The sequence below is a fragment of the Pseudonocardia halophobica genome (assembly GCF_050948485.1).
Lineage (GTDB): Bacteria > Actinomycetota > Actinomycetes > Mycobacteriales > Pseudonocardiaceae > Pseudonocardia > Pseudonocardia halophobica.
Genome location: NZ_CP192046.1, coordinates 3,064,911 through 3,089,995 on the forward strand (window position 1 = coordinate 3,064,911; position 25,085 = coordinate 3,089,995).

The following is a 25,085-nucleotide window of genomic DNA, read 5'->3' on the forward strand; positions in this document are numbered from 1 at the left end:
CGGCGCTCACGACCCCGGGTGACCTGCGGAGACGATCAGGTGAGCCAGGCCGGCCGGGAGCTGCCGCGCGGCACGAGGACCGTGCGGTAGCGCCCCGGCGTGCCGGACATCCGGACCTGGTCGGTCACGCCCTGGTACAGCCCGAGCGGGGTGTCCGCGGTGAAGGTCTCGGGATCGAGGTAGGCGTGCTCCTCCCCGGTCCCGGCGACCGACCGGGCGTAGCCGAGGTCGAACACGCCGAGCTCGAGGATCCACAGCGCCACCCGGGTCAGCGAGACGTGGACCTTCCAGCTGCCGCCCTCCACCGCGCGCCGCCGCAGCGCCGCGACGATCCCCGCCGCGGTCAGCCAGGAGACGATGTAGTCGTTGACCACGAGGATCGGCGACAGCCGCGGCTCCACCTCGGGCGAGATCCCGCCCGCCTCCAGGTCGAACATGCCGGTGAGGGCGCCCGCCGTCTGGTCGAAGCCGACGCGGTCGCGCCACGGTCCCCGCTCGCCGTTCAGCGTGTTCGTGGCGTGGACGAGGCCGGGCCGCACCGCTGCGGCCTCCTCCGCCGACAACCCGATCGACGCCAGGTAGCCCGGCCGACGGTTGGCGTAGAAGACGTCCGCACCCGCGAGCAGCTCCCGCACGATCCGTGGGCCGTCGCCGCGGGCGGGGTGCACGGTCGCGGACCGGACCCCGACGTTCGCGGTCACGTACGTGGTGTCGTGCTCGAACTCGGTGGGCCGCCACAGGTTCAGCACGTCGGCGCCGTGCAGCGCGAGCGTGCGGCCCGTCCCCGCGCCGGCGATCACGTGCCCCATCCCGAGCGCGCGGACGCCGTCGAGCGGCTGTTCGGCGCCGCCCGGCAGCGGCTCGGGGTCGGCGTCGCCGATGCGCGTGATCTCGATCAGCGGGGTGTCCTCGAGGGCGGCGTGCTGCTCGGTGGCGAGGAACTCGGCGGTGGTGCGGACCAGCGGCATGACGACGCCGGCCTCGGCGCCGGCGCGTTCCAGCTCGGCGGCGTCCCACCGGGCGACCGCCCGCTCGACCGCCTCCGGGGTGTCGGCGCAGTCGAGCAGCCGCTGCGTGGCGACCTTCAGCGCGGGATAACCGTTGAGCGGCATGACCCAGCGGCCGTCGCCGGCCCGGTAGAAGCGGAACCCGAACGCCGGCGACGGGTTCGCCGCCGACGCCGCCGGATAGCCGTTGAGCAGCTCCCAGCGCCGGTCGTAGAAGGGGCAGAGCCGGTGCGGGGCGCTGCGCAGGTCGGCCGTGACGTCCTGCCCGGCGCCGCCGCGGTCGCGGTGCAGCGCCGCGAGGGCGACCGACTTCGCGGCCAGCGCCAGGGCCGCCGCCCCGCCGAGCCGCAACGCGCTGGGGACGACGGGGTCGGCGCCGAGGAACGTGACCCGCCCGCCGGCGTCCGATGCGGCCAGGCCGATCCCGCCGAGCAGGGCGTCGAGCGCGCCGTGGACGTCGAACGCGTCATCGGTGGCCGGGTTCGTGACCGCCGCCCCGATCCGCTCGCCCAGCCCGAGCAGTGCGGTCACAGCAGCTCCTCCGGCACCGTGACGTGCTTGGACCGCAGGTACTCGCCCACGGACTTGCCGATCTGGTCCACCCGCAGGTTCGACGACCCGCCCGTGCCCAGCAGCCCCTTGAGCACGACGTGCACGGCGCGCAGGTACGGGAACTCGTGCCGGACGACGTCGCAGTCCTTGGCCTCGGGCAGCAGCTCCCGGATGGCCGAGGTGCTCAGCGTGGACCGCAGCCACTCCCAGTGCTCGGCGTCGGGCGCCCAGATGCCGACGTTGGAGTTGCCGCCCTTGTCGCCGGCGCGGGCGTAGGTGAGCTCGCCGAGCGGGATCCGGCGGCCCCCGGTCGTCGCGGCGGTCGACGCGGCGGGCGGCTCCGGCGAGCGGCCCTGCTCGAGCTCCTCGGGCGTCGCCCAGCGCGAGGAGACCGGCGCCTCGAGGCGCGTGCCGTCGGCGAGCACCGCGGTGTTCGGCACGAGCTCGGCGGGCAGCAGCGCGGGCCAGTAGTCGATCCGGGGCCACGGCTCGCGGACCGGCTGGGCGCCGCCGTCGTGGTGGAAGCCGGGGAAGCCCTGCAGGTAGAGGCTGCCGACGGCGGCGGGGAACGGCTTCAGCGCCTCCGGCGCGCGGGCGGTCGCCATGACCCGGATCGGGACCGTGGCCTCCCACTGCGAGTGCGGGTCCTCCGCGGCCGTGCCGAGCGGGGTGACGTCGAGCTGGTCGACGTGCCCCTCGAGCTGGGCACGGAGCTGGTCGCGCAGCAGCGCCACCTTCTCGGCGACGTTCGGCGAGGTGCAGAACAGCATCTGCGAGATCTGCCAGCCGATCTGCGCGAACACCGCCACCTTCGCCGTCGGCGGGGGCGGCGAGCCGACGACGGGCGCGATCGCCACGCGGTCCTTGCCCACCTGGCTGAGCCGGACGGTGTCGAGGTGGACCGTGGCGTCGGGGTTGAGGTAGCGCGGCCCCTGGATCTCGTAGACCAGCTGCGCGGTCACGGTGTCCACGGTGACCATGCCGCCGTCCCGGGCGTGCTTGGTGATCACCGACGAGCCGTCCGCCGCGATCTTGGCGATCGGGAAGCCGCACTTCACCATGCCCGGGACCTGCATGAAGCCCGAGAAGTTGCCGCCCGTCGCGTGGGCACCGCACTCGATGATGTGCCCGGCGGTGATCGCGCCGGCGAGCGGGCCCCAGTCGTCGGGCGTCCAGCCGTGCCACCAGGCGGCCGGACCGGCGGTGAGCGAGGCGTCCGTGACCCGCCCCGTGACGACGATGTCCGCGCCGGCCTTCAGCGCCTCGGCGATCCCGAACCCGCCCAGGTAGGAGTTGGCCGCGATCGGGTCCACGCCCCAGTCCTTGAGCGGGGCACCGGTGTCGAGGTGCTCCATGGCGTGCCCGTCGGTGTGGAACTCGCCGAGCCGGTCGAGGACGTTGTCGCCCTCGACGTGGGCCACGGTGAGGTCGACGCCGGCCTCGGCGAGGTCCTCGCGCAGGGCCGCGGCGAGCCCCGCCGGGTTGAACCCGCCGGCGTTGGTCACGATCCTGATGCCGCGCTCGGCGATCGTGGCCAGATGTGGGCGGAGCTGTTTGCGGAAGTAGTCGACCCAGCCGCCGCCGCGGGCCGGGTCGTAGGTCACCGCGAGCGCGGCGAGCGTCACCTCGGCGAGGTAGTCGCCCATGAGGACGTCGACGGGGTCGCCCGCCATCGCCTCGTCGATGGCCGTGAACCGGTCACCGAGGTAGCCCGAGAAGTTCCCGATCCTCACCGATCGTTCGTTCATGAGGACCGACGATAGCCCTCTCGCGGGGATTCGAGGAGGGGCCGGTGATGCAGTCGCATGCGGACTGCGCCCCGGCCCCTCCCGGGCCCCTTCCGATCAGTGGCCCGCGGCGGGTGCGGCCCCGGTCGTCACGGGGGCGCCGCCGGTCGTGGCGGCCTTGCCGGCCGGGCTCGTCACGCCCAGCGACCCGGCCGGGACGGCGGCCGGCGCGGCCGCCGGGCTCGCGCCCGGGCCGTTGGCGGCGGGGGTGCCGTTGACGCCCATCGCGGCCCAGGTCCCGCCGACGCCCTCGCCCTTCGAGTCACCGGGCCTGGTGTCGCCGCTGTAGCGGTAGAGCGGCCAGCCGTTGAGCGTGAGCTGCTGGGTGCCGTCGGGACGACCGATCGTGCCGACCAGGCCGGACGGGATGCCCTGCAGCGCGGGCTGCCCGTCGCCCTGCACCGGCGGCCACTTCTTGGCGCAGTCGCCGGTGCACGTGGCGGCGGACGGGTCGTTGCGGTCGTTGGCGAAGCGGTAGACGGTGAAGCCGTCCGTGGTCACCACGGTGCCGACGGCGGTCACGCCGGTGCCGAGGCCGCCGGTCGGGGCGACGGTCGTGCCGTTCGCGCTGCCGTTGGCGCCGCCGGACGTGCTGCCGGACGAGCTGCCGGCGGGCACCGCGTCGCTGGCGTCGACGAACCCGGACGACCCGCAGGCGGACAGCGCGGTCGCGGCGGTGAGGGCAGCGGCCGCCATGAGGACGGGGCGCAGGCGGGCGTGCCGGAGGAGACGGGGGAGCGTCATCTCGGTGGTTCCTTCAGTTCTTCGCGGGGAGCGAGTCGTGCGGTCCCGCCCGCGGCGGCGGGGGGCGGTGCGCCGAGGACGGGAACCGCTGAGGGCGACCTTATGAAGTCGCGGGTGTCCCGAGTTGCCACGCTGAGAGACGATCACGGCACGCGACGCGACCGGCGCGCCGAGCGGCCGCCGTCTGCTGCCGACGCGCACCGGCGCTGCTCCGAACGCCGTAGGCCGTCCTCAGAAACGATGACGACGCCGGCCCGGGCGGCCGCTCACCCGCCCACCGGACCGTTCTCCGGCCAGGCCCGCAGCGTCGAGCGGCTGTCGAACCGCCGCTCCTCGCCGCTCACCGGATCGGTGAACTCCAGGGTGCGGGCGAGCAGCTGCAGCGGCGAGGAGAAGTCGTCGAGCGGGGTCTCGTGCAGGTCGGGGTAGAAGTCGTCGCCGACGATCGGGATGCCGAGCCCGGCCAGGTGCAGCCGCAGCTGATGGGTTCGACCGGTGAGCGGCCGCAGGCGGTAGCGGCCGAGGTCGCCGCGGCGCTCGAGGAGCTCCACGCGGGTCTCGGCGTTCGGCTCGCCGGGCACCTCGTAGGCCCGGATCACGCCGCGCTCCTTGACGATCCGGCTGCGCACCGTGCGGGGCAGCTCGAGGTCCGGCCGGTACGGGGCGACCGCCTCGTAGGTCTTCCGGACGCGGCGGTCGCGGAACATCGTCTGGTAGCGGCCGCGCAGCTCGGGGCGCACCACGAACAGCACCAGCCCGGCGGTGACCCGGTCGAGCCGGTGGGCGGGGGAGAGCTGCGGCAGGTCGAGCCGGTGCCGCAGCCGCACGAGCGCGGTCTCCAGGACGTGCCGCCCGCGCGGGATCGTGGCCAGGAAGTGGGGCTTGTCGACGACGAGGATGTCGTCGTCGCGGTGCACGATCCCGATCTCGAAGGGGACCGGCACCTCGTCGGGCAGGTCCCGGTGGAACCAGACGAACGAGGCGGGCACGAACGGGGCGTCGACGGCGAGCGGCCCGTCGAGGTCGACGATCCGCTCCTCGCGCAGCATCTCCTCGATCCGGCCCGGGTCCACCCGCGGCAGCCGCTCGACCAGGTGCTCCCGCATGGTCCGCCACGGGCCCTCGTCCGGCGTGCGCAGCCGGACCGGGTCGAGCCCGTGCCGCTGCGGGAGCGGGGCCGGGCGGCGTCGTCTCACCGGGCGAGGATACGGAGGCGGCGCCGCCGGTCCGCGCCCGCGGGCGCCGCGGCAGCGGTTAACCTCACGTGCGGGTGCGCCGTTCCTGCGCGTGGCCGTGTCGGGAGGGGGGAGCGCGATCATCCGCAGCAAGGACGCCGATGCGGGCCGGATGACGGCGGGGATCGGCGGGGGATCCGTCGACAACCCGGTCAAGGCCGCCGACCCGGTGGTGCCGGCCGTCGTTCCCCCGCGCACGCCCGCCCCGACCCTCGCCGACCGGCTGCTCGACGGCGCCGACTTCGGCGTCCTCGCCCTCGACGACCGCGGCCTCGTCCGCCGGGCCAACGCCGCCGCCCGCCGTCTGCTGCCGGGTGTGCGCGAGGCCGAGCTGCTGCCCGGACCCGTCGCGGCCGGGCTCTGCGCCGGCCCGGGCGACGGTGCGGCCGAGCTCGAGCTGGCCGGCCGCGCGCTGCGGGCCCGCCGCCAGGAGCTGCCCGACGGCTGGGTCGCCTGGCACGTCGAGGACGTCACCGAGCACCGCAGGCGGCTGGACAACCTGCTCGCCGAGCGCGCCCGCTCGCGCTTCCTCGCCACCGCCAGCCGTCGCCTCGGGCTGTCGCTGCACCCCGGGCGAACCGCACGGGCGGTCGTGGAGCTGGCGTCGTCGGAGCTGGCGGACCTCGCGGTCGTCGTGCTGCCGGTCCGCGGCGGGGTGTCGGAGTGGTACGCCTGCACCGGCGACCGGGTCGCCAGCAGCGGCCGCACGGACGTCGCCGACATGCCCGCCGAGCTGCGGGACGCGCTGGCCGGCGTCGCCGGCGGGCCGCGCCCGCTGCTCGCCGAGGACCTCGCCGGGCAGCCCTGGGCGGCCGGCGCGCGGTCCGCCGCGGCCCTGATCTCGCTGCCCGGCAACGGCGTCCCCGCCGGCGCGCTGGTGCTGCTGCGCCACGAGGCCGACTCGGCCGCCGCCCAGGGCGTCGACAAGGCGCTCACCGAGGAGTTCGCCCAGCGCTCCGGGCTGGCGCTCGCGGCCGCCTCGCTCTACGCGGGCCAGGCCGGCACCGCCGCCGTGCTCAAGCGGAGCCTGCAGCAGCCCGCGCTGCCGCGGGTCCCCGGCATGGTCTTCGGTGCGGCGTACCGGCCGGCCGAGGAGGGCCTGCTCATCGGCGGCGACTTCTACGACGTGCTCGTCGGGCCGGACGGCTCGGCCATGTTCGTGCTCGGCGACGTGTGCGGCAAGGGCGTGCACGCGGCCGTCAGCACCGGGCAGCTGCGTCAGTCCGTCCAGGCCCTGCGCCGCCTCGACCACGATCCCGTCAGCCTGCTCCGGCTGCTCAACGAGACCATGCTCGAGGCCGCGGACCCCGAGGCCGACCCGGGCTTCGCGACCGTCGTGCTCGGCACCGCCACGCCGCTGGCCGACGGCGGCCTCGAGCTGGAGCTGGCCGGCGGCGGGCACCTGCCCCCGCTCGTCGTGCGCCGCGACGGGGTGGAGGAGATCGGGATCGGCGGCATGCTGGTCGGCGCGGTGCCCTCCGCCCGGTTCGCCTCGCGCACCGTCCGGCTCGCGCCGGGCGAGGCCTGCGTGCTCTACACGGACGGGGTCAGCGAAGCCCGCGGCGGCGTCGACGGCCGCGAGACCCTCGGCGAGACGCGGCTGGCGGGGCTGCTGGCCGGCGCGCACGTCATGCCCGCGCCCGCGATCGCCGAGCGGGTGGAGCAGCACACCACCCGCTGGCTCGCGTCCGGCGCGCACGACGACATCGCCGTCCTCGTCGTCCAGGCGCCGCGGGTGCTCCCCGATCGGTCGGGCCCGGTCGCGGACGAGCACGCATGACCGCCGGGTCCGACCCGCGGGTCGCCGCCTGCCGCGCGGAGTTCATGGCCGCCCTCGGCCGGGCGGACGAGGACACTGCCGTCGCAGTGGCCCTCGGCCTGGTCGACGCGGGCGTGGCCGCCCGGGAGATCCTCCTCGGGCTGGTGGCGGGCACGCAGGAGGAGGTCGGACTGCGCTGGCAGCGCGGGGAGTGGAGCGTCGCGCGCGAGCACGCCGCCACCGCCGTCAACGAACGGGTGGTCGCGGCCCTCGGCCGCCGGACCCGGCGGGGCTCGCGCGGGCACGTCGTCCTCGCCTGTCTCGACGGCGAGTGGCACGCCCTGCCCGGCCGGATCGTGGCGGAGGTGCTGCGGCTCGCGGGCTGGCACGTCACCTTCCTCGGCGCGAGCGTGCCCGCCGCGGGACTAGTGAGCTACCTGCACCAGGAGGGGCCGGACGTCGTGGCGGTGAGCTGCGCGCTGCCCATGCACCTGCCCGCCGCGCACCGCACGATCGTCGCGGCGCAGCGCACCGGCACACCCGTGCTGGCCGGCGGGCCGGGTTTCGGGGCCGACGGCCGCTGGGCCCGCAGGCTGGGCGTCGACGCCTGGGCGCCCGACGCCGTCGAGGCCGTCCGGCTGCTCGACGAGATGCCCTGGCCGGAACCCGAGCCGGACCAGGTCGGTGACGGCGGTCCCGGCCCCGAGTACGCGGGCCTGCGCGCGCGGCGGGGTGATCTCGTCCGCGCCGCCACCCGGGTGCTCGACGGCCGCACCGCGCTCGGCGCGCCGGGCGGCGTCGTGGAGGCGGGGCTGGAGGACGACCTGACCCACGCCGTCGACTTCCTCACCGCCGCGGTCTACCTGTCCGATCCCGAGGTCTTCACCGGCTACCTGGGCTGGCTCGCCGACCTCCTCGACGCGCGGGGCCTGGGGACGGGGCCGGCGCGCGCCGTGCTCGCCGAGTTCCACACCGGCCTGCACGACTTCCCGTTCGCCCAGGAGTGCCTGCGCCGCGGTGCCGCGCAGCTGCAGGACCGTCCGGCCGTGCCCACCGACGGCGCGGCCACAGTCAGGGAGGCCACGGCATGAGCACCAGCTCCGGCGTGCACCGCGACCCCACCCGTCCCCAGCCGCTGCGCGTGGAGGCGCGGGCCGAGGCCGCGCGGGTCGTCCTGGTCCTCGTCGGCGACCTGACCTTCGGCACGGCGCCCAGCCTGGAGGAGCACGTCCGTGAGGTCGCCGAGGCCGCCGGCCCGGACCTGCCCGCGGACCTCGTGATCGACGTCGCCGCCCTCGACTTCTGCGACTCCGCCGGCCTGGCGGCCCTCATCGGCCTGCAGCGCCGCGCCGCCCGCCGCGGCGGGACCGTCGCCCTCGCCGGCGCCAGCGGCACGCTGCGCCGGGTGCTGCGGGTGACCGGCGCCGAGATCCTCTTCACCCTCCGCCCCGCCGACCCGGCCTCCGGGGTCGGGAGTGAGGGGCAGGTGGGGTAGGGCGCCGACGACGTCCTCGCCGTAGCCACCGGGGCCGATCGCCTGCTCCTCGAGCGCGGGGAGGGGTACGGGCGGCCGCGGGCCGCCACCGCCGACGGCCACGACATGGAATGGATCCCGCTCACCCACCCCGGCAACCGGGACTCGGGCTGGGGAGCGACGTACGAGGAGTGGGTCATCCGCGCCTGCTGACAGGCGTGAGGGAGCGAGGTCGGGCAGTTGCGCGCCCGACCCCGCCGTCAGCCCGTCGGCTGGAGGAGCGGGGTTGGTCGTCGTCGTGGGGAGCGGCTCGGGTCCAACCAGTACGGCGGGACGAACTCGGGGAGTCCGCCGGCGAGGCGCACCTCCCAGTCCGAGTGGTGGATCAGCCGGTGGTGGACCTTGCAGAGCATCACCAGGTTGCCGAGGGCGGTCGCGCCGCCGTGCTGCCACTCCTCGACGTGGTGGACCTCGCACCAGGAAGGTGGGCGGTCGCAGCCGGGGAACGCGCACCCGTGGTCGCGTATCGCGACCGCCCGGCGCAGGCCGTCCGGGACGGTGCGGGTGATCCGGCCGACGTCGAGGGGGACGCCGTCGCCGGCGAGGACGACCGGGAGCACGGAGGCGTCGCAGGCGAGCATGCGGAGCGACCGGGCGGTCAGCTGGCCGCCGAAGTCGAGCATGGCCGTGCGGCAGCGGTTCTCCAGGTCGTCGAGCCTGATCACGACGTTCAGCACCGGGCGCCGGCCGCCGGTCTCGGGAAGCCGGCCGCGCTCGAGAACCAACCCGCACACCTCGGCGAGAGCCTCGGCCTGGCGTTCGGGGGTGGTGCGTTCGTCGTCCGCGTCGCGGGGTGCGGCGCCGGCGTCGACCGCGGCGGCGATCGCGTCGAACATCGCGGCGTCGTCGAAGCGGCCGGTCAGGGTCCAGCCGGGCTTCGTGCCGAAGCGACGCAGGCGCAGCTCGTTGATCTGCGGCGGCGGCTCGTCGTTCGGCTCGGCACCGTCCTGGTCGAGGACCTCGACGAGCTGGGTGCCCCAGGCGAGGAGCTCGCTCGGCGTGTACACGCCGGTCTTGCTGGCGAGCTCCAGCTCGGAGCCCGCCCACACCTCGGGCGAGAGCCGCCGGGCCGCGCCGCTGTCGAGCACCTTGGCGATCGCCTCGACGTGCCGTAGGCCGGCGGTTCCGGCAGCGAACGCCTCCGCGGTCGCCGGCAGCCGTGCGGGAAGGCCCCTCCCGTCGAGACCGACGCGCGGACGGACCGAATCGGCGGCGACCACCCGGCGGCGTGCCTCGAACCGCTCCCAGCCCAGCAGGTCGCCCAACGCGCCGGCGGGGGAGCGGTAGCCACGTTCGGCGAAGACACCCCGGCGTTGGAGATCGGCGACGGCGTCGACCACGACCCGGTCGAGACTCCGCCGCACCTCCTCGGCCGCGACGAGGACGGCCACCAGCTCGTCGTCCGACGCGGCCGGACCCGCTGCACCGCGCAACTCGTCGACCGCCTTCGTGAGGCGGCCGTGCGCGGCGTCGACGCGGGCCCTATCCATTGCCACAGTATAGTCGAACACAAGTTCGAACAGTGACCTCTCGCCGCAGGTCAGAGGCTGCTCGACCTGAAGTGTTTGCAACGGAGAACACCAGCTCGGCGGAGCCTTCGGGCTGCGACCGCTCGCCGCAACAGCGGTCTCGCCGAGCGGCGGCGGTGATCTGCTCAGTCCTGAGGGGAGCATGCCCAGGACTCCACTGGTATTACTATACCGGTCTGCGTTACGGTGCCGGTATAACTATACCGACACTCTGAGCGTGAGGTACTCGTGATCGAACTGAAGACGCCTGCGGAGATCGACCGCATGCACGTGGCCGGGCGCTTCGTCGCCGAGGTGCTCTCCGAGGTCGGCCGGCTCGCCGACGTGGGCGTCAACCTCCTGGACCTGGAGCACCACGCGCGCGGCATGATCGAGCGGCGCGGGGCCGACTCGTGCTACTGGGACTACGCCCCGTCGTTCGGGCGCGGCCCGTTCCGCAACGTCATCTGCCTGGCCGTCAACGACGCCGTCCTGCACGGCCTGCCCCACGACTACACGCTGCGTGACGGGGACGTGCTGACCGCGGACCTCGCGGTCGGCGTCGACGGCTGGGTGGCGGACTCGGCGCGCACCGTCGTCGTCGGCACCGCCGCCGCGGAGGACCTGCGGCTCGTCCGTGCCACCGAGGAGGCCCTCGAGGCGGCGATCGAGGTGGCGCGTCCGGGCAATCGCCTGGGCGACATCTCGGCGGCGATCTCGGCGGTGGCCCAGGACCACGGTTACCCGGTCAACGACGAGTTCGGGGGACACGGCATCGGCCGCACCATGCACGAGGACCCCCACGTCTCCAACAAGGGCCGGGCGGGTCGCGGCCTGAAGCTCCGGCCGGGGCTGACCCTCGCGATCGAGCCCTGGTTCGCCCGCACCACCGACAAGATCGTCTACGACCCCGACGGGTGGACCATCCGCTCGGCCGACGGCTCGCGCACGGCCCACTCCGAGCACACGGTCGCCATCACCGAGGACGCCCCGCTGGTGCTCACTCGACGGGAATCGGAGGAGCCCAGCAGGGGCCGGCCCGCCGGTCGCCTCTCCGCACGCGACGCCTCGCAGCCGAGATGCGTCGTCCGCAGCGGATCTACGGACAGATCGTGAGGGCGGCGACGGAGCCGTCGGCGAGGGTGAGGTGGTGGTGCAGCAGCACCGGACTGCCGGGGAAGTCCCCTGGGACCTGAGCCCGGCCCGGTTCAGACCCGATCATGACCCGGGACACCGACAGGAACCACGGAGCGCCGCTCCTACCCTCCCGGTCCGTTCACAGATGCGAACAACTCGGCGGCCCCGGGACCCGGATCGTCACCACCCCCGTCCAACCCGGCATGACGACGATCGACGCCCACCTCCCCTTCGACCTCCACGACCTGCCGAACCCCGACGTCTACGAGGAGCTGCTCCGCGCGGCCCCGACGACCGGGCGGTGCCCCGTGTGGATCACCAACTGGATCGTCGGCCGCGTCGGGCCGCTCACGAGCGCCGAGCGCACGGCCCGGCTGCTCGACGTCGCGCGCGCCGACCCGGCCCGACTCCTCGAGCAGGCCTGGCCGGGGCCCTGCCCGCCGACCTGCTCCTGCTCGGCACCGCTGCCGGCCTGGCCCGGACTGCTGCCGGTACCGGACCGGAACGCCACCGCCCTGGAGGGCGACCTCGCCGTCGTCGCCGCCGCCCGGTGGGCCCGCGAACGGGCGTGGCGCTCGGCGCTCGCCGTGGTCGACGCCGCGCGCCCGGCGGACGTCCCCGCGGTGGTCGACTGGAGCGGCGCGTGCAACCACGACCAGCACGTCGCGGAGATCTCCGCCGTGCTGCGCAGCTGGGAGGAGCGCTTCGGCGCCGTCCTCGTCGAGCTCGACGCCGACACGCTGCTCCTGTCGGTCGCCGCCCCGCCGATGACGCGCCCGGAGTGCGAGACGGTCGCGGCCGAACACTTCGCCTTCTGCCCCGACCAGCAGGACCCGCAGGACGGCCGGGTCTTCACCCTGCGCAGCTACGCCGACCTGATCCGCGGCGCGCGGCAGTGGCGGTTCTGGTGGGACTGACTCCTCACGCCTCCCGGCGGCGCCCCCACCGGCGCCGCGGTTCCTCCGGCTCGGGCTCGGCGGGGGCGGGCCCGAGCGCCAGCTCGGACGCCTGCTGGGCCAGCACCTCGAGCTGGGCGGTGACGTCGGCGTGCGCCGGGTCGAGCGCGGCCTGCTCGGCGATGGTGGCCGCCTGGGCGACGGCGTCGGCGAAGGAGGACCGGGCCTCGTCGAGCCGCTGCGAGATCCGCTTCGCCGGCGCCTCGCTCACCCACCACCACGCCGGCTCGATCGAGTCGCCCACCGTGGCCAGCCTGCGGACGGCGCCGAGCTCGGTGTCGAGCTGGGTCGCGATCCGGGCGAGCCACTCCCGTGCGGGCGACGCCGGGATGGCGGACACGATGCGCCGGAATCGGGCGACGGAGTCCTCGCACGCCGACACGTAGCCGTTCCAGTAGCGGGACAGCCGGGGCGGCGGTTCGGGCTGCGAGCGGGGCACGCGACCAGGGTGCCCCACGACGGCGCCCGGCTCGCGCGCCGGCCGGTGCCTCACCGGAAGGTGGGGAGCCCGCAACTCACCCGACGACGAGGTCCGGTCCGGCGCTAGCGTGAGGTGTCCGCACCTTCCCTGACAGCGAGGAGCTCGGCGTGACCCTCTCGATCGGCGACACCGTCCCGGACGTCACCCTCATCACCGTCCGCAACGGCGCTCCGACGCCGGTGCAGAGCTCGGACGTCCTGGGCTCGGGCACCGTGGTGCTCTTCGGCGTGCCCGGCGCGTTCACCCCCGCCTGCTCGGACCAGCACCTGCCCGAGTACGTGCTGCGTGCCGACGAGCTGAAGGAGAAGGGCGTCGACACGATCGCCTGCGTGGCGGTCAACGACGCCTTCGTGATGGACGCGTGGGGGAGGTCGCGCGAGGTCGGGGACAAGGTCCTCATGCTCGGCGACGGCAACGGCGACTTCGCCAAGGCGGTCGGCCTGACGCTCGACGGCACCGGGTTCGGTCTGGGCCTGCGCTCGCAGCGCTACGCCGCCGTGCTGAAGGACGGCGTGGTCGAGAGCGTCTGGGTGGAGGAGAAGCCCACCGACGTGACCGTCAGCTCGGCCGACGCGGTGCTGAAGAGCCTCTGACGCGCGACCGCGGCGTGGCCGTGCTCACGGCCGGGGGACACCGGCGGGACGATCGGCCAGGGTGGACCGATGCTGCGCGTGGTCTGCACCGAGTTCGGCGATCCGGAACTGCTCACGGTGGTCGAGGAGCCCACCCCGGCCCCCGGGCCGGGTGAGGTCCTGATCGAGGTCGGCGCGGCCGGCGTCAGCTTCGTGGACGGCCTGATCGTCCGCGGCGGCTACCAGGTGAAGCCGCCGCTGCCGTTCACGCCCGGGATGGCGGTCGCGGGGCGGGTCGTCGCGCTCGGCGAGGGCGCGGAGACCTGCCCGGTGGGGACGGCCGTGGCCGCCTCGGCGACCGGGTTCGGCGGCTTCGCCTCGCACGTCACCGTCCCCGCCCCGCTCGCGGTCCCGCTTCCTGCGGGCGTCGACGCCACCGTCGCCGCCTCCGCGATGGAGAGCTACGCGACGCTCGTCTTCGCCGTCACGCGGCGGGTCACGATCGAGCCCGGCGAGCAGGTCGTGGTGCTCGGCGCGGGCGGCGGGATCGGGCTGGCCGCCGTCGACGTGGCCCGCAGCCTGGGCGCACGGGTGGTGGCCGTCGCGTCGTCCGAGGAGAAGCGGGCGGCGGCGAAGGCCGCGGGCGCCGAGGTGACGATCGACTACACCGACCTCAAGGACGCGATCCGCACCGCGACGGACGGCGGCGCGGACGTCGTGATCGACCCCGTCGGTGGGCCGGCGGCCGAGTCGTCGTTGCGGGCGCTGCGCGCGGGCGGCCGGTTCTGCGTGCTCGGCTTCGCCTCCGGCGAGATCCCCCGCCTGCCCGCGAACATCGTGCTGCTGCGCAACCGCTCGGTGATCGGCGTGGACTGGGGCGACTGGGCCCGCGAGGTCGGCGGGCCGGAGGGCAACGCCGCGCTGCTGGCCGACGTCCTGGGCCGGATCGGGCGCGACGAGCTGCATCCGCCGCGTCCCACGACCGCGCCGCTGGACGAGGCCGGGGCGGTGCTGCGGCTCTACGCCGAGCGCCGGGTCACCGGGAAGTACGTCCTGGTCCCGTGAGCAGGTAGACCGCCTCGCCGTCGACGTGTGCGGCCCGCGGCGCGACCGGGCCGAACGGGGTGTCGACGGTGAAGGCGCGCGGCAGCACGACCGGCTCGCCCCGCGCCCCGTCGGCGGACCGGAGCTCCCCGCCGACGATCTCCAGCACCGGCGGGAGCTGCGCCCGCAGGCCGCTGAGCAGCGCGGACGCAGTGCGGTCGAGCACGGCGGTCGGGTTGACGCCGACGCAGCCGAGCAGGCCGGCGTCGCCGAGCACCCGGCACACGGTCGCGCGGGTCAGCCCGGTCCGGGCCTGCACCTCGGCGACCACCTCCGCCTCGGTGAGGCCCGCACCCGGCTCGAGCGCGTAGGCCGGCCCCGCCATGGACTCGCCGGTGGCGTGGTCCGTCGTCCGCACCCGGACGAGGGGCGAGGTGATCGGCCCCGCCGCCCGGAGTGCCCGGACGGCGTGACGGACCAGGTCCTCGGTGGACAGCGGCAGCCGGGCCCGGAGGCCCAGCCCGACCCGCGCCCACAGCGCTGCGAAGGCGGCCCCGCGCACCACCGCGTCGGGGTCGCCGGCCCGCCGCACGACGATCTCGCGCCCGGTGTCCGCGCGGTACTCCTCCTGCAGGGTGCGGGCGAACTCGTCGTAGGCCTCGTTGGCGACCACGGTCAGCCGCGCCACCCGCGGGTCCCGCACGCGCCGGCCCGCGGCGTCGACGGGCAGCCGCAGCCCGCGGCCGATCTCCTGGCGCTTCCGGTCGGGGGAGCGGGTCTCGTTGAGCGTGCAGATCTGGAAGACGTTCGGGTTGTCCCAGCCCTCGCGCAGGGCGGAGTGGCTGAACAGGAACCGCATCGGTTCGGCGGCCGAGAGCAGCCGCTCGCGGTCCCGCATGATCAGGTCGAACGCCGAGGCGTCCGTCTCCCCGCCGTCGACGTACCCGGTCCGCGGGTCGCCGGCGAAGTAGCCGCCGTGCGCCGCCCCGACGGGCGGCAGGTCCAGCTCGGGGTAGCCGGGTCCGAGCCGCGTGTAGGCCTCCTCGAACCAGCGCCCGGCCTCGCCGAGCCCGCCGTCCGGCGCCCGGTAGCTCGCGACCCGGTCGACGAAGAACAGCGACAGCACCTTCACCCCGCGCGGCGCGAGCGCGCGCTCCCGGTCGAGGTGCCGGCGGACCGTCTCGATCACCTGCGCCCGGCGCACGCCGGCGTCGTAGGTCCCGGCCGGGGTCGACGGCGTCACGACCAGGCCGCCGGAGAAGCGCACCGCCGGCTCCCGGAACCCGATGTCGGCGACGACGAACCCGCGGGCGTACTCCCGGCGCCCGGCGGACAGCGGGGCGAGATCGTCGCCGAGTCGCACCCAGAGCGTGCGTTCGCGCTGCTCGTGGTGGATCGTCAGCCGGGCGCGGGAGCGGCCGGCGTCGACCGCGAGCAGCCGGACCAGGGGTTCCGACGCCCGCCCGTCCGGCACGACCGAGGCCACCTCGATGCCCTTGACCAGGCCCTGCTCCCGCGCCTCGACCGGGTCCAGCCGGTACACCAGCTGGTGCGGGTTCCGGTGCGTGGCCGAGTAGCGCAGCGTGCAGAAGGGGTTCAGCTTGGCGATGGCCGCGGCCGCGCCGTCGGACTCCATGTTCTGCGGCTCGTCGAGGATCACGACCGGCCGGGTCGACGCGACGACCTCGATCGGCCGCCGCCCGGCCATCTGGTCCTGCGCGCGGTGGACGACATTCCCGCCCCGGCCCGCGACGTCACGGCGGAAGGCCTGCAACGTCATCACCAGGAACTGGACGCTGCCCGAGGTGGCGAAGCGGCGGACCCGGCCGAGCCGGCGGGCGTCGTAGGCCACCGCGTCGAAGGGCTCGGCGTACAGCGCGGTGAGGTGCTCGCGCAGGGCCTCGATGCTCGCCAGCACGCCCTCCCGCACGGCCACGCTGGGCACCACGACCACGAACTTCCGGAAGCCGTGGGCGCGGTGCAGCTCGAACGCCGTCCGCAGGTAGACGTAGGTCTTGCCGGTCCCGGTCTCCATCTCGACGGCGAAGTCGCGGGTGCGGCCGCCGGTCGGAGGCAGGCCGTGGCGCTCCTGGACGGCGCGGAGGTTGGCCGGGAGCCGGGCGGCGAAGCCGGGCCCGGGCGGGTTGGCCACGCCGGTCTCGGTGAAGGCCGGGTGCGGCGCGCGGGGCAGCCCGGCGAAGAGGTCGACGACGGCGGCGACGGCCGCGGCCTGGTGGGGGAGCGTCGCGTCGAAGCGCAGCACTCACACCACCTGGAGCGCGAGGTCGACGCCCCGCCGGTTGCGTTCGCGGACGGCGTGCAGGGTGTGCAGGCGCAGGGCGTCGTCGCCGCCGAAGCCCTCCTCGGTCACGGCCAGCACCGCGGGCTCGCGCGCCAGCATCGCCTCGACCACCGCCTCGGTGAGCGGGGCGAAGCAGGCGAGCAGGGCGCCGTCGGCGACGGACCACCCCGCGACGCCGGCGAGGTCGACCTCCTCGACGGGCGCGGTGAGCGGGTGCCCGGCGCCCAGCATCAGGCCGGTGAGGTCGGTGCCGGCCCCGGCGACGAGCCGGTAGGCCCGGAAGCCGAGGTCCGCGTCGGGCTTCGCGTCCGGCCGCAGCGCCGCCCCGGCCCGCCGCACCCGCTCCCGCGTGACGTCGGCGATCGACGAGTACGCGGTGCCCGGTGTCGGCTCCGGCAGCTGGACCAGCAGGAACCGCCGCTCCTCGCCGCTGGCCAGGTTCTCGGCGAACACGGCGTGCCCGAGGGTCCCCGAGCCGGCGAAGAAGTCGAGCACGAGATCGCCCGGGCCGGTGCCGATCTGCAGCATCCGGCGGACCAGCCGGGTCGGCTTGGGCGTGGTGAACGGCTCGTCCGCACCGAACAGCGCGACCACCTCGCGCTTGGCCTCCTGGTTGTGCCCGGTCTCGTCGTGTCGCCACCAGGTGTCCGGGACGATCCCGGCCTGCACCTCGCTGCGGAAGCCCTTGACCCGCGGCGGGTGGTCGCCGTCCCGGCCGAACCAGATCCGCCCGTCGGCGCGCAGCTCCCCGTAGCGGACCCGGTCGCCGTTCCAGTGCCGGCCCGCGGGCGGCCACACCTCGCGGCCCGACGGGAGCGTGACCGGGTACCGGTAGGTCCCGGCCCGTTCCACGCCCTCCGACCGGACCGAGAAGGAGACGCTCTGCCACGGCCCGCGCGGGTCGGCGTCGGGGTTGCCGAAGGCCTTCTCCTGCGCCGCGCCGCGGGGGAGGAGCCGCCGGTCCCACGCCTCGACGTCGCGGGCGTAGACGAGCACGTGGTCGTGGCTGCCGGAGATCAACGCCCGGTTCTTCTTGGCGAACACCTTCTGCCAGGCCACCGTGGCGACGAAGTTCTCCTCGCCCCAGATCTCGTCCATGATCAGCCGCAGGTGCGCGACCTCCGTGTCGTCGATCGTCACGAAGATCGCGCCGTCCGGCCGCAGCAGCTCACGGGCCAGCACCAGCCGCGGGTACATCATCGACAGCCAGCGCGAGTGCCGGCGCCCCGCGGTCTCGACGGCCGCGTTCGCCCGCCGCCCGAGGTCGTCGACCTGGCCGGAGAAGCGCAGGTAGGCGGCCATGGGGTCGGCGAAGTCGTCCGGGTACAGGAACTCCCGGCCGGTGTTGTACGGCGGGTCGATCGTGATCAGCTTGACCGCGCCGTGGTAGGCGCGGGACAGCAGCTTGAGGACCTCGAGGTTGTCCCCCTCGACGATCACGTTGCCGGTGGTGTCCCAGTCGACGGACTCCGCCGGCAGCGGCTCGAGCGCACCGGTGGGCGGCTCGCCGATCACCCGCAGGCACTCCGCCCGGCCGGGCCAGGTGAGGCCGAAGCGCTCACCCGGCCCGTCGGTCACGGTCACGCGCGGCTCACCAGATGCGCACGCGCGCCTCGGGGGCGGTGAACAGCGCGTCGGACTCCTGGACCCCGAACGCCTCGTGGAAGGCGTCGAGGTTGGTGACGACGGCGTTGCAGCGCAGGTCCGGCGGCGAGTGCGGGTCGATCGTGAGCCGCCGGATCGCCTCCGCGTCCCGGGTCACGGCCCGCCACACCTGCGCCCAGCCGATCAGCACCCGCTGCAGCCCGGTGAACCCGTCGATCACCGGCGGCTCCGTGCCCTCGGTGGCGATCCGGTACGCCTTGATCGCGATCGTGAGGCCGCCGAGGTCGCCGATGTTCTCGCCGACGGTGAGCGCGCCGTTGACCCTGTGCTCCGGCAGCCCGGCGGGGGAGAGCCCGTCGTACTGGTCGATCAGGGCCTTGCTGCGCCGGTCGAACTCCGCCCGGTCGGCGGCCTCCCACCAGTCGGTCATGTTGCCGTCGCCGTCGTAGCGCGAGCCCTGGTCGTCGAAGCCGTGGCCGATCTCGTGCCCGATCACCGCGCCGATGCCGCCGTAGTTGGCGGCGTCGTCCGCCTCGGGGTCGAAGAAGGGCGGCTGCAGGATCGCGGCCGGGAAGACGATCTCGTTCATCCGCGGGTGGTAGTAGGCGTTGACCGTCTGCGGGGTCATCAGCCACTCGTCCCGGTCGACCGGGCCGCCGATGCGGTTCAGGTCGTAGTCGAAGTCCCACTCGGCGGCGCGCAGGACGTTGCCGAGCAGGTCGTCCGCCTTCACCTCGAGCGCCGAGTAGTCCTTCCACTTGTCCGGGTAGCCGATCTTCGGCGTGAACTTCCCGAGCTTCTCCAGCGCCCGCTCGCGGGTGGCCGGGCTCATCCAGTCCAGCGCCGAGATGCTCTGCCGGTACGCCTCGACGAGGTTCGCGACCAGCTCGACCATCCGCTCCTTGGACGAGGCCGGGAAGTGCCGCTCCACGTAGAGCTTGCCGACGGCCTCGCCGATCGCGCTCTCGACCACCGACACGCCGCGCTTCCAGCGCTCGCGCAGGGCCGGGGTGCCGGAGAGGGTTCGGCCGTAGAAGTCGAAGTCCTCGTCGACGACGGCCCCGGTCAGGTAGTCCGCGGACGCCGACGCGGTGCGGATCGACAGCCACGCCTGCCACTGCTCGAGCGGGAGCTCCGCCCAGAGCTTCGCCGCGGCGAGCACGAACGACGGCTGCCGGACGACGACCTCGTCGAACGCCCCGTCCGGCGCCCGCAGCGCCGCGTGCCAGGACTCCCAGGGGAACTCCGGGGCATTGGCCTGCACCGCGGGCCAGGTCATCAGGGTGTAGGTCTTCTCCGCGTCCCGGTTGGTCACCCGGTCCCAGGACACGGCGGCGAGCGCGGTCTCCAGCTCCATGACCGTCGCCGCGAGCCCCGCCGGGTCCTCGAGCCCGACCAGGCCGGCGAGCCGCTCCAGGTGGGTCACGTACGTGGCGCGGATCTCCGCGTAGGCGTCCTCGCGGTAGTAGGACTCGTCGGGCAGCCCGAGGCCGGACTGCGAGAGGTGCACCAGGTAGCGGTCCGAGTCCTTCGCGTCCGTCGCGACGTAGACGCCGAACAGGGACGCGCGCCCGTGCCGCTGCCGGCGGCCCAGCACCGCGGCGAGCTCGGCCTTGTCCGCGGCCTGCGCGATCTCCGCCAGCAGCGGGCGCAGCGGCTCGACGCCCCGGGCCTCGATCCCGTCCGTGTCCATGAAGGAGGCGTAGAGGTCGGCGATCTGCCGGGCCTCGGGTCCTTCGAGGTCGCCCGCGCCCTCGACGATCGCCCGCACGTCCTCCTCGGCCCGGTCCCGCAGGTCGCGGAACGCGCCGTCCTGCGCGCGGTCGTCCGGGATCACGTGGCTGGTCAGCCAGGCGCCGTTGACGTGGCCGAACAGGTCGTCCTGAGGGCGGGTGCCGGGGTCGACCCACCGCAGGTCCAGACCGCTGCGGCGGGTCCCGTTCGCTGTCTCGGGGGAGGTCGTCACGCCGTCCATCCTGCCGTCCGCCGCGGCCCGGCCGCCACGGGTTCGTGCACGGCGGAGCCAGCGGCGGACACGGCTTCGGCGGCGACGGCGAGTGTGCGCAGGTGGCCGGCCAGGTCCGTGCGGGTCGGCTGGGTCTGCAGCAGCAGTGCGCTCGCCCACGGCAGCGCGGCGTCGGCCCGCAGCCGGGCGGCGACCTCGGCGGCCGGCTCACCCGCCCGGATCAGCCGGGACACCGCGACCCGCGGCTCGGCGACCGCCCGCGCCCAGTAGCGCTCGAGGTCCGGGGCCGCGCCCTGCGGCCGGCCGCTGATCACGCCGATCCCGCGGGCGGCGGCCGCGTCGACCCCGCGGCGCGAGCCCGTGGCCCACCACATCCGGTCGAGCAGGCCGGGCGCCTCGGGCACGAGCGCGACGCCGCCGAGGATCTCCCGCAGCTCGTCGACGGCCGCGGCGCAGTCGGTGTGCCGCCGCTCGTGGTCCCGGCCGAACAGGGCCGACGCCACCGGGTCCGAGCCCGCGCCGACGCCCAGCTCCAGGCGCTCGCCGGACAGCACGTCGAGCACCGCGGCGTCCTCGGCCACCCGCCGCGGGTCCTCCAGCGCCGCCGCGATCACCCCCGTCCCCAGCCGGATCCGGCTCGTGGCCTGCGCGACCGCGGCGAGCAGGACGAAGGGGGAGGGCAGGTAGCCCTGGGCCTCGCTCGCGTGGTGCTGGGCGACCCAGAAGGAGGTGAACCCGGCGGCCTCGGCCGCGACGGCCAGCTCGACCGTGTCGCGGTAGGCGTCGCGCGGGGAGCCCAGGCCCCCGACGTGTGTGAGGTAGCCCAGCTCCATGCACGGACAGTACCGACGGCTTGACACTGTGTAGCCGAACCTCGCGGGTGACGGCGGACACCCGCGCGATCGCCTTGCGCGACGAGGCCGTGTGACGCGAGTATCCGATCGTGACCCCGGAACTCCGACTCGTGGCTCGGCTCTACGTCGACCTGTGTCGGACGAACGTGGACCTGTGTCCGGTGGACGTCGACCTCTTCTGGACGGGGTCGGCGACGCGCTGCTGGTTCGGTTGAGTGCCGCGGCCTCGGGCCGCCCTCACCGCACGTCCGTGCCGTTCCGGCGCCGGACGCCCCAGCCCGTCGACGACCTCGTCGCCCTCCCGATCCCCGGTCGCGGCGTGCGCGCCGCGCTGACGTTCCCGGAGCCTCGTCATGTCCCCTGCGTCCCTGTCCGCCCTGCCCACCCCGGCCGCCGCGGTCCTGAACCTCGAGCCGCTCGGCCCGCGCTTCGGCGCGATCGTCCACGACGTCGACCTCGCCTCCGCCTCCGACGAGCAGGTCGCCGCGATCCGGGCCGAGCTCACCGCCCGCAAGGTGCTGTTCTTCCGCGGCCAGCACGACCTCGACCCGACCGGCCAGGTCCGGCTCGGCAACCGGATCGGCGAGCTCACGGCGTCGCACCCCGTGGTGCCGGGCATCGACGACGACCACACCGAGATCTACGCGCTCGACTCGGCCGACGACGGGTACGCCGACGTCTGGCACACCGACGTCACCTTCATGAAGCGCCCGCCCCTGGGTTCGATCCTGCGTGCGGTCACGCTGCCGCCGGCGGGCGGCGACACGAACTGGGCGGACCTGGAACTGGCGTTCGAGTCGCTGGCCCCGCCCGTCCAGCGGCTCGCCGAGCAGCTCGACGCCGTGCACGACGGCACCAAGGACTTCGGCTACTACCTCGCCCAGCGCCGGCAGGGCCGGGGCAGCGAGTGGGACGGCGAGACGGTCACCGGCCTCGACCCGGTGGTCCACCCCGTCGTGCGGGTGCACCCGGAGACCGGGCGGAGGTCGCTGTTCGTGAACCCCGGCTTCACCGTGCGGATCGACGGCGTGTCCGACGCCGAGAGCCGGTACCTGCTCGACCTGTTCTTCGCGCACCTCACCAAGCCCGAGCACATCGTGCGGCACCGCTGGGCCGAGGGCGACGTCGCCATGTGGGACAACCGGGCCACCGCCCACTACGCCAACCGCGACTACGGCGACGCCCGGCGCGTGATGCACCGCGTGACCCTGCGCGGCGACGCGCCCGTCGGCGTCGAGGTGTTGCGGAACGCCGGCTGAGACGCGGCCCCCGTTCGGGGTCCCGGGCGCGCCGCCGCGACGCGCGGATGGGAGTCTCGGGGCATGCGCGCGATCGGGGTGAACCAGTACGGCGGGCCTGAGGCCCTCGAGGTCGTCGAGCTGCCGGAGCCGCACGCCGGGCCGGGGCAGATCCGGATCCGGGTGCACGCGGCGGCGGTCAACCCCACCGACACCTACGTCCGGGACGGGTCGCGGGCCGAGCGGCAGCGCAAGGACCCGCCGCCGTACGTGCCCGGGATGGACGCCGCCGGCGTCGTCGACGAGATCGGTGAGGGTGCGGAGGGCGGGCTCGCCCTCGGCGACGCCGTCATGGCGGTCGTGGTGCCGGACGGCGCGCACGGCGCCTACGCGGAGTACGTCGTGGTGCCGGTCGGCTCGGTCGTGCGCGCGCCCGCCGGGGCCGACCACGCCCACGCGGCCACGCTGCCGATGAACGGGATGACCGCGCGCCGGACCCTGGACCTGCTCGACCCCGAGCCCGGGGCCACCCTCGCCGTCACCGGCGCGGCCGGGGCCTACGGCGGGTACGTGGTGCAGCTGGCGAAGGCGGCCGGGCTGCGGGTGGTCGCCGACGCCTCCGACGCCGACGTCGAGCTGGTCCGCAAGCTCGGCGCCGACGTCGTCGTCCCGCGCGGCGACGCCGTGGCCGAGCGGATCCGCGAGGCGGTCCCCCGGGGCGTCGACGCGCTGGCCGACGGCTCGGTGCAGGGCGACCTGCTGCTGCCCGCGGTCCGGGACGGCGGCCGGATCGCCACCGTCCGCGGGTACCGCGGGCCGGAGGAGCGGGGCATCACCTGGCACCCGGTCTGGGTGCGGGACATCGCCGAGGACCGCGAGCGGCTCGACGCGCTGCGCGTGCTCGCCGAGTCCGGCGCCGTCACGCTGCGGGTCGCGGCGACCTACCCGGCCGAGCGCGCCCCCGAGGCCCACGCCCGCCTGGCGGAGGGCGGGACCCGGGGGCGGCTCGTGCTGGAGTTCTAGGACGCGGCGGCTGCCGCCTCCTCGGCCAGCTCGATGTACCGGGCCCGCGCGACCCCGCTGAACCTGCCGTTCGTGGCCGCTCCGCTCTTGCCGCGGGCGAACCCGTCGTAGTCACGCGCGGCGACCTCGTCGCACAGCAGCCGGTACACCCCCACCCCACCCGCGTACGGGTACAGCCGGCGCGGCTTGCCCGGGATGTTCGCGCCCACCCACCAGGAGTTCGCCCGCGGCAGCAACGTCGTCGCGGTGACCTCGTCGTGGTGGGAGACCCAGTCGTCCTCCGCCGCGGGCAGGGCCTCGATGGTGTCGTACCCCTGCTCCTCCAGCCGGCGGAGGCAGTCGGTGATCCAGTCCACGTGCTGCTCGATGGACACCGGCATGTTGCTGAGCACCGACGGGCTCTGCGGGCCGGTGATCATGAACAGGTTCGGGAACCCGTGGGTGGCGAGCCCGAGGTAGGTGTGCGGTCCGTCGGCCCACTTCTCCTCGAGCCCGAGCCCGTCCCGACCGCGGATGCCGAGCTTGAACAGCGTCCCGGTCATCGCGTCGAACCCCGTGGCGTACACGATGACGTCGACCTCGTACTCGGCCTCGGCGGTCCGCACACCGGCGGGCGTGATCTCCTGGATCGGCGCCTTCCGGACGTTCACCAGCGTGACGTTCTCGCGGTTGAACGTCTCGTAGTACCCGTTCTCCAGCGGCGGTCGCTTGGTGAAGAACGGGTGGTCGCGGGGCGAGAGCAGTTCCGCGACCTCCGGGTCCTGCACGCGCTCGCGGATCCGGGCCCGCAGGAACTCCGCGGCGGTCTCGTTCGCCTGCTCGTCGAGCAGCAGGTCGTTGAAGGTCGTGCCGAGCCGGAACCCGCCGCGTTCCCAGGCCTCCGCGAAGATCCGCTGCCGCTCCTCGTCCGAGACCGACAGCGCGGTGCGCTGCGCGACGTCGTAGGGGAAGCCGAACGCCGTCTCGCGCGTCGCCTTCCAGATGTCGCGGTACTCCGCCTTGATCTTCCGGCCGTCCTCGGCGTCCATCGGCCGGTTGCCGCCCGCGATGTCGTAGTTCGCGGTGCGCTGCAGCACGTACACGTGTGCCGCCTGCTCGGCGATCTCCGGGACGGCCTGCACCGCGGTGGCCCCGGTGCCGATCACCGCGACCCGCTTGCCGGTGAAGTCGACGCCCTCGTGGGGCCACACGCCGGTGTGGTACGACTCGCCGCGGAAGCTGTCCCGGCCCGGGAACTCGGGCAGGTTCGTCGTCGACAGGCAGCCGACCGCGGTGATCAGGAAGGTGGCCGTCACCTGCGCGCCGTCGTCGGTGCGGACCGTCCACCGGCCGGTCGCGTCGTCGTACTCCGCGGCGACGACCCGGGTGCCGAACCGGATGTCCTTCCGCAGGTCGTACCGGTCGGCGACGTGGCGCAGGTAGCTCAGGATCTCCGGCTGGGCCGCGAAACGCTCGCTCCAGGTCCACTCCTGCAGCAGGTCCTCCGAGAGCCTGTCGGAGAAGCTGTAGAAGTAGCTCTCCGAGTCGCACCGGGCGCCCGGGTACCGGTTCCAGTACCAGGTTCCGCCGACGTCGTCGCCGGCCTCGAACACCCGGGCGGAGAGGCCGAGGGTGTCGCGGAGCCGGTGCAGCATGTAGAGCCCCGAGAACCCGGCGCCGACGACGACGGCGTCGAACTCCTCCGGGACCTGGTCCGTGTGCGCGTGGGACATGGTTCTCCTCGTCCGGTTGGTCTCCGTTGACCCGACACGGCGCCGCCGAGGTGACGACGGCGTCACATG

At 74.8% G+C, this 25,085-nt stretch carries 20 protein-coding genes; 9 read left to right on the top strand and 11 right to left on the bottom strand.

Annotated elements, in window-relative coordinates; translation table 11 throughout:
• Window positions 1-35 precede the first annotated feature (35 nt).
• The 4 genes from ACQP04_RS14790 to ACQP04_RS14805 form a co-directional block, all read right to left on the bottom strand.
• Window positions 36-1,538: a CoA transferase gene (locus ACQP04_RS14790; protein ID WP_433507607.1), complete on the bottom strand. Its 1,503-nt coding sequence runs from the start codon at window positions 1,536-1,538 to the stop codon at window positions 36-38.
• On the bottom strand, window positions 1,535-3,307 hold the full coding sequence (locus ACQP04_RS14795) for an acyclic terpene utilization AtuA family protein (RefSeq protein ID WP_433507608.1): 1,773 nt from the start codon (window positions 3,305-3,307) through the stop codon (window positions 1,535-1,537). Before ACQP04_RS14795 ends, ACQP04_RS14790 begins: the two co-directional genes overlap by 4 nt.
• 96 nt (window positions 3,308-3,403) lie before the next feature.
• Window positions 3,404-4,090, bottom strand: a complete 687-nt coding sequence (locus ACQP04_RS14800) for a COG4315 family predicted lipoprotein (protein WP_433507609.1) — start codon at window positions 4,088-4,090, stop codon at window positions 3,404-3,406.
• A gap of 266 nt (window positions 4,091-4,356) precedes the next feature.
• Window positions 4,357-5,286 (bottom strand): RluA family pseudouridine synthase, encoded by a 930-nt coding sequence (locus ACQP04_RS14805; protein ID WP_433507610.1) that lies wholly within the window; start codon window positions 5,284-5,286, stop codon window positions 4,357-4,359.
• A 91-nt stretch (window positions 5,287-5,377) separates the two neighbouring features.
• On the opposite strand from ACQP04_RS14805, the gene ACQP04_RS14810 reads away from it, so the two are divergent.
• Genes ACQP04_RS14810 through ACQP04_RS14820 form a run of 3 tightly spaced genes read left to right on the top strand, consistent with a single transcriptional unit; the run spans window position 5,378 to window position 8,579 of the window.
• Window positions 5,378-7,105, top strand: coding sequence for a PP2C family protein-serine/threonine phosphatase (locus ACQP04_RS14810; RefSeq protein WP_433507611.1), 1,728 nt, complete (start codon window positions 5,378-5,380; stop codon window positions 7,103-7,105).
• Complete coding sequence (locus ACQP04_RS14815; protein WP_433507612.1) at window positions 7,102-8,175, top strand: cobalamin B12-binding domain-containing protein; 1,074 nt, start codon at window positions 7,102-7,104, stop codon at window positions 8,173-8,175. The genes ACQP04_RS14810 and ACQP04_RS14815 overlap by 4 nt, the downstream gene beginning before the upstream one ends.
• Window positions 8,172-8,579: an STAS domain-containing protein gene (locus ACQP04_RS14820; protein ID WP_433507613.1), complete on the top strand. Its 408-nt coding sequence runs from the start codon at window positions 8,172-8,174 to the stop codon at window positions 8,577-8,579. Before ACQP04_RS14815 ends, ACQP04_RS14820 begins: the two co-directional genes overlap by 4 nt.
• Before the next feature lie 239 nt (window positions 8,580-8,818).
• Here ACQP04_RS14820 and ACQP04_RS14825 read toward each other — a convergent pair whose 3' ends face one another.
• Entirely contained in the window at window positions 8,819-10,108 is a 1,290-nt protein-coding gene (locus tag ACQP04_RS14825; RefSeq protein ID WP_433507614.1) for a DUF222 domain-containing protein, read from the bottom strand.
• A gap of 267 nt (window positions 10,109-10,375) precedes the next feature.
• On the opposite strand from ACQP04_RS14825, the gene map reads away from it, so the two are divergent.
• Window positions 10,376-11,242, top strand: coding sequence for a type I methionyl aminopeptidase (gene map, locus ACQP04_RS14830; protein WP_433507615.1), 867 nt, complete (start codon window positions 10,376-10,378; stop codon window positions 11,240-11,242).
• A 224-nt stretch (window positions 11,243-11,466) separates the two neighbouring features.
• Window positions 11,467-12,180: a DUF4253 domain-containing protein gene (locus ACQP04_RS14835; RefSeq protein ID WP_433507616.1), complete on the top strand. Its 714-nt coding sequence runs from the start codon at window positions 11,467-11,469 to the stop codon at window positions 12,178-12,180.
• A 4-nt stretch (window positions 12,181-12,184) separates the two neighbouring features.
• Here ACQP04_RS14835 and ACQP04_RS14840 read toward each other — a convergent pair whose 3' ends face one another.
• Window positions 12,185-12,658 (bottom strand): hypothetical protein, encoded by a 474-nt coding sequence (locus ACQP04_RS14840; RefSeq protein ID WP_433507617.1) that lies wholly within the window; start codon window positions 12,656-12,658, stop codon window positions 12,185-12,187.
• 149 nt (window positions 12,659-12,807) lie between these two features.
• Between ACQP04_RS14840 and ACQP04_RS14845 the strand changes: the two genes are divergently transcribed.
• Both ACQP04_RS14845 and ACQP04_RS14850 read left to right on the top strand, forming a co-directional pair.
• Entirely contained in the window at window positions 12,808-13,293 is a 486-nt protein-coding gene (locus tag ACQP04_RS14845; protein WP_433507618.1) for a peroxiredoxin, read from the top strand.
• Between the two features lie 69 nt (window positions 13,294-13,362).
• Window positions 13,363-14,337, top strand: coding sequence for an NADPH:quinone oxidoreductase family protein (locus tag ACQP04_RS14850; RefSeq protein ID WP_433507619.1), 975 nt, complete (start codon window positions 13,363-13,365; stop codon window positions 14,335-14,337).
• Here ACQP04_RS14850 and ACQP04_RS14855 read toward each other — a convergent pair.
• From ACQP04_RS14855 to ACQP04_RS14870, 4 genes are read right to left on the bottom strand one after another with little or no spacing between them, the layout of a single operon-like run.
• On the bottom strand, window positions 14,309-16,579 hold the full coding sequence (locus ACQP04_RS14855; RefSeq protein WP_433507620.1) for a DEAD/DEAH box helicase family protein: 2,271 nt from the start codon (window positions 16,577-16,579) through the stop codon (window positions 14,309-14,311). The genes ACQP04_RS14850 and ACQP04_RS14855 overlap by 29 nt on opposite strands.
• The gene (locus tag ACQP04_RS14860; protein WP_433507621.1) at window positions 16,580-18,202 is read right to left on the bottom strand and encodes a site-specific DNA-methyltransferase; all 1,623 of its coding nucleotides are present in this window, start codon (window positions 18,200-18,202) and stop codon (window positions 16,580-16,582) included.
• A gap of 7 nt (window positions 18,203-18,209) precedes the next feature.
• Window positions 18,210-20,189 (bottom strand): M13 family metallopeptidase, encoded by a 1,980-nt coding sequence (locus ACQP04_RS14865; protein ID WP_433507622.1) that lies wholly within the window; start codon window positions 20,187-20,189, stop codon window positions 18,210-18,212.
• Window positions 20,186-21,022, bottom strand: a complete 837-nt coding sequence (locus ACQP04_RS14870) for an LLM class flavin-dependent oxidoreductase (protein WP_433507623.1) — start codon at window positions 21,020-21,022, stop codon at window positions 20,186-20,188. Before ACQP04_RS14870 ends, ACQP04_RS14865 begins: the two co-directional genes overlap by 4 nt.
• 374 nt (window positions 21,023-21,396) lie before the next feature.
• Here ACQP04_RS14870 and ACQP04_RS14875 point away from each other — a divergent pair, with 374 nt between their 5' ends.
• Together ACQP04_RS14875 and ACQP04_RS14880 are read left to right on the top strand one after the other, a co-directional pair.
• Window positions 21,397-22,302: a TauD/TfdA dioxygenase family protein gene (locus ACQP04_RS14875; RefSeq protein ID WP_433507624.1), complete on the top strand. Its 906-nt coding sequence runs from the start codon at window positions 21,397-21,399 to the stop codon at window positions 22,300-22,302.
• A gap of 63 nt (window positions 22,303-22,365) precedes the next feature.
• Window positions 22,366-23,304 (top strand): NADP-dependent oxidoreductase, encoded by a 939-nt coding sequence (locus ACQP04_RS14880; RefSeq protein ID WP_433507625.1) that lies wholly within the window; start codon window positions 22,366-22,368, stop codon window positions 23,302-23,304.
• Here ACQP04_RS14880 and ACQP04_RS14885 read toward each other — a convergent pair.
• Window positions 23,301-25,016 carry a flavin-containing monooxygenase gene (locus ACQP04_RS14885; RefSeq protein ID WP_433507626.1) on the bottom strand — a complete coding sequence of 572 codons (1,716 nt, stop codon included), beginning with the start codon at window positions 25,014-25,016 and terminating at the stop codon, window positions 23,301-23,303. The genes ACQP04_RS14880 and ACQP04_RS14885 overlap by 4 nt on opposite strands.
• Between the last annotated feature and the right edge of the window lie 69 nt (window positions 25,017-25,085).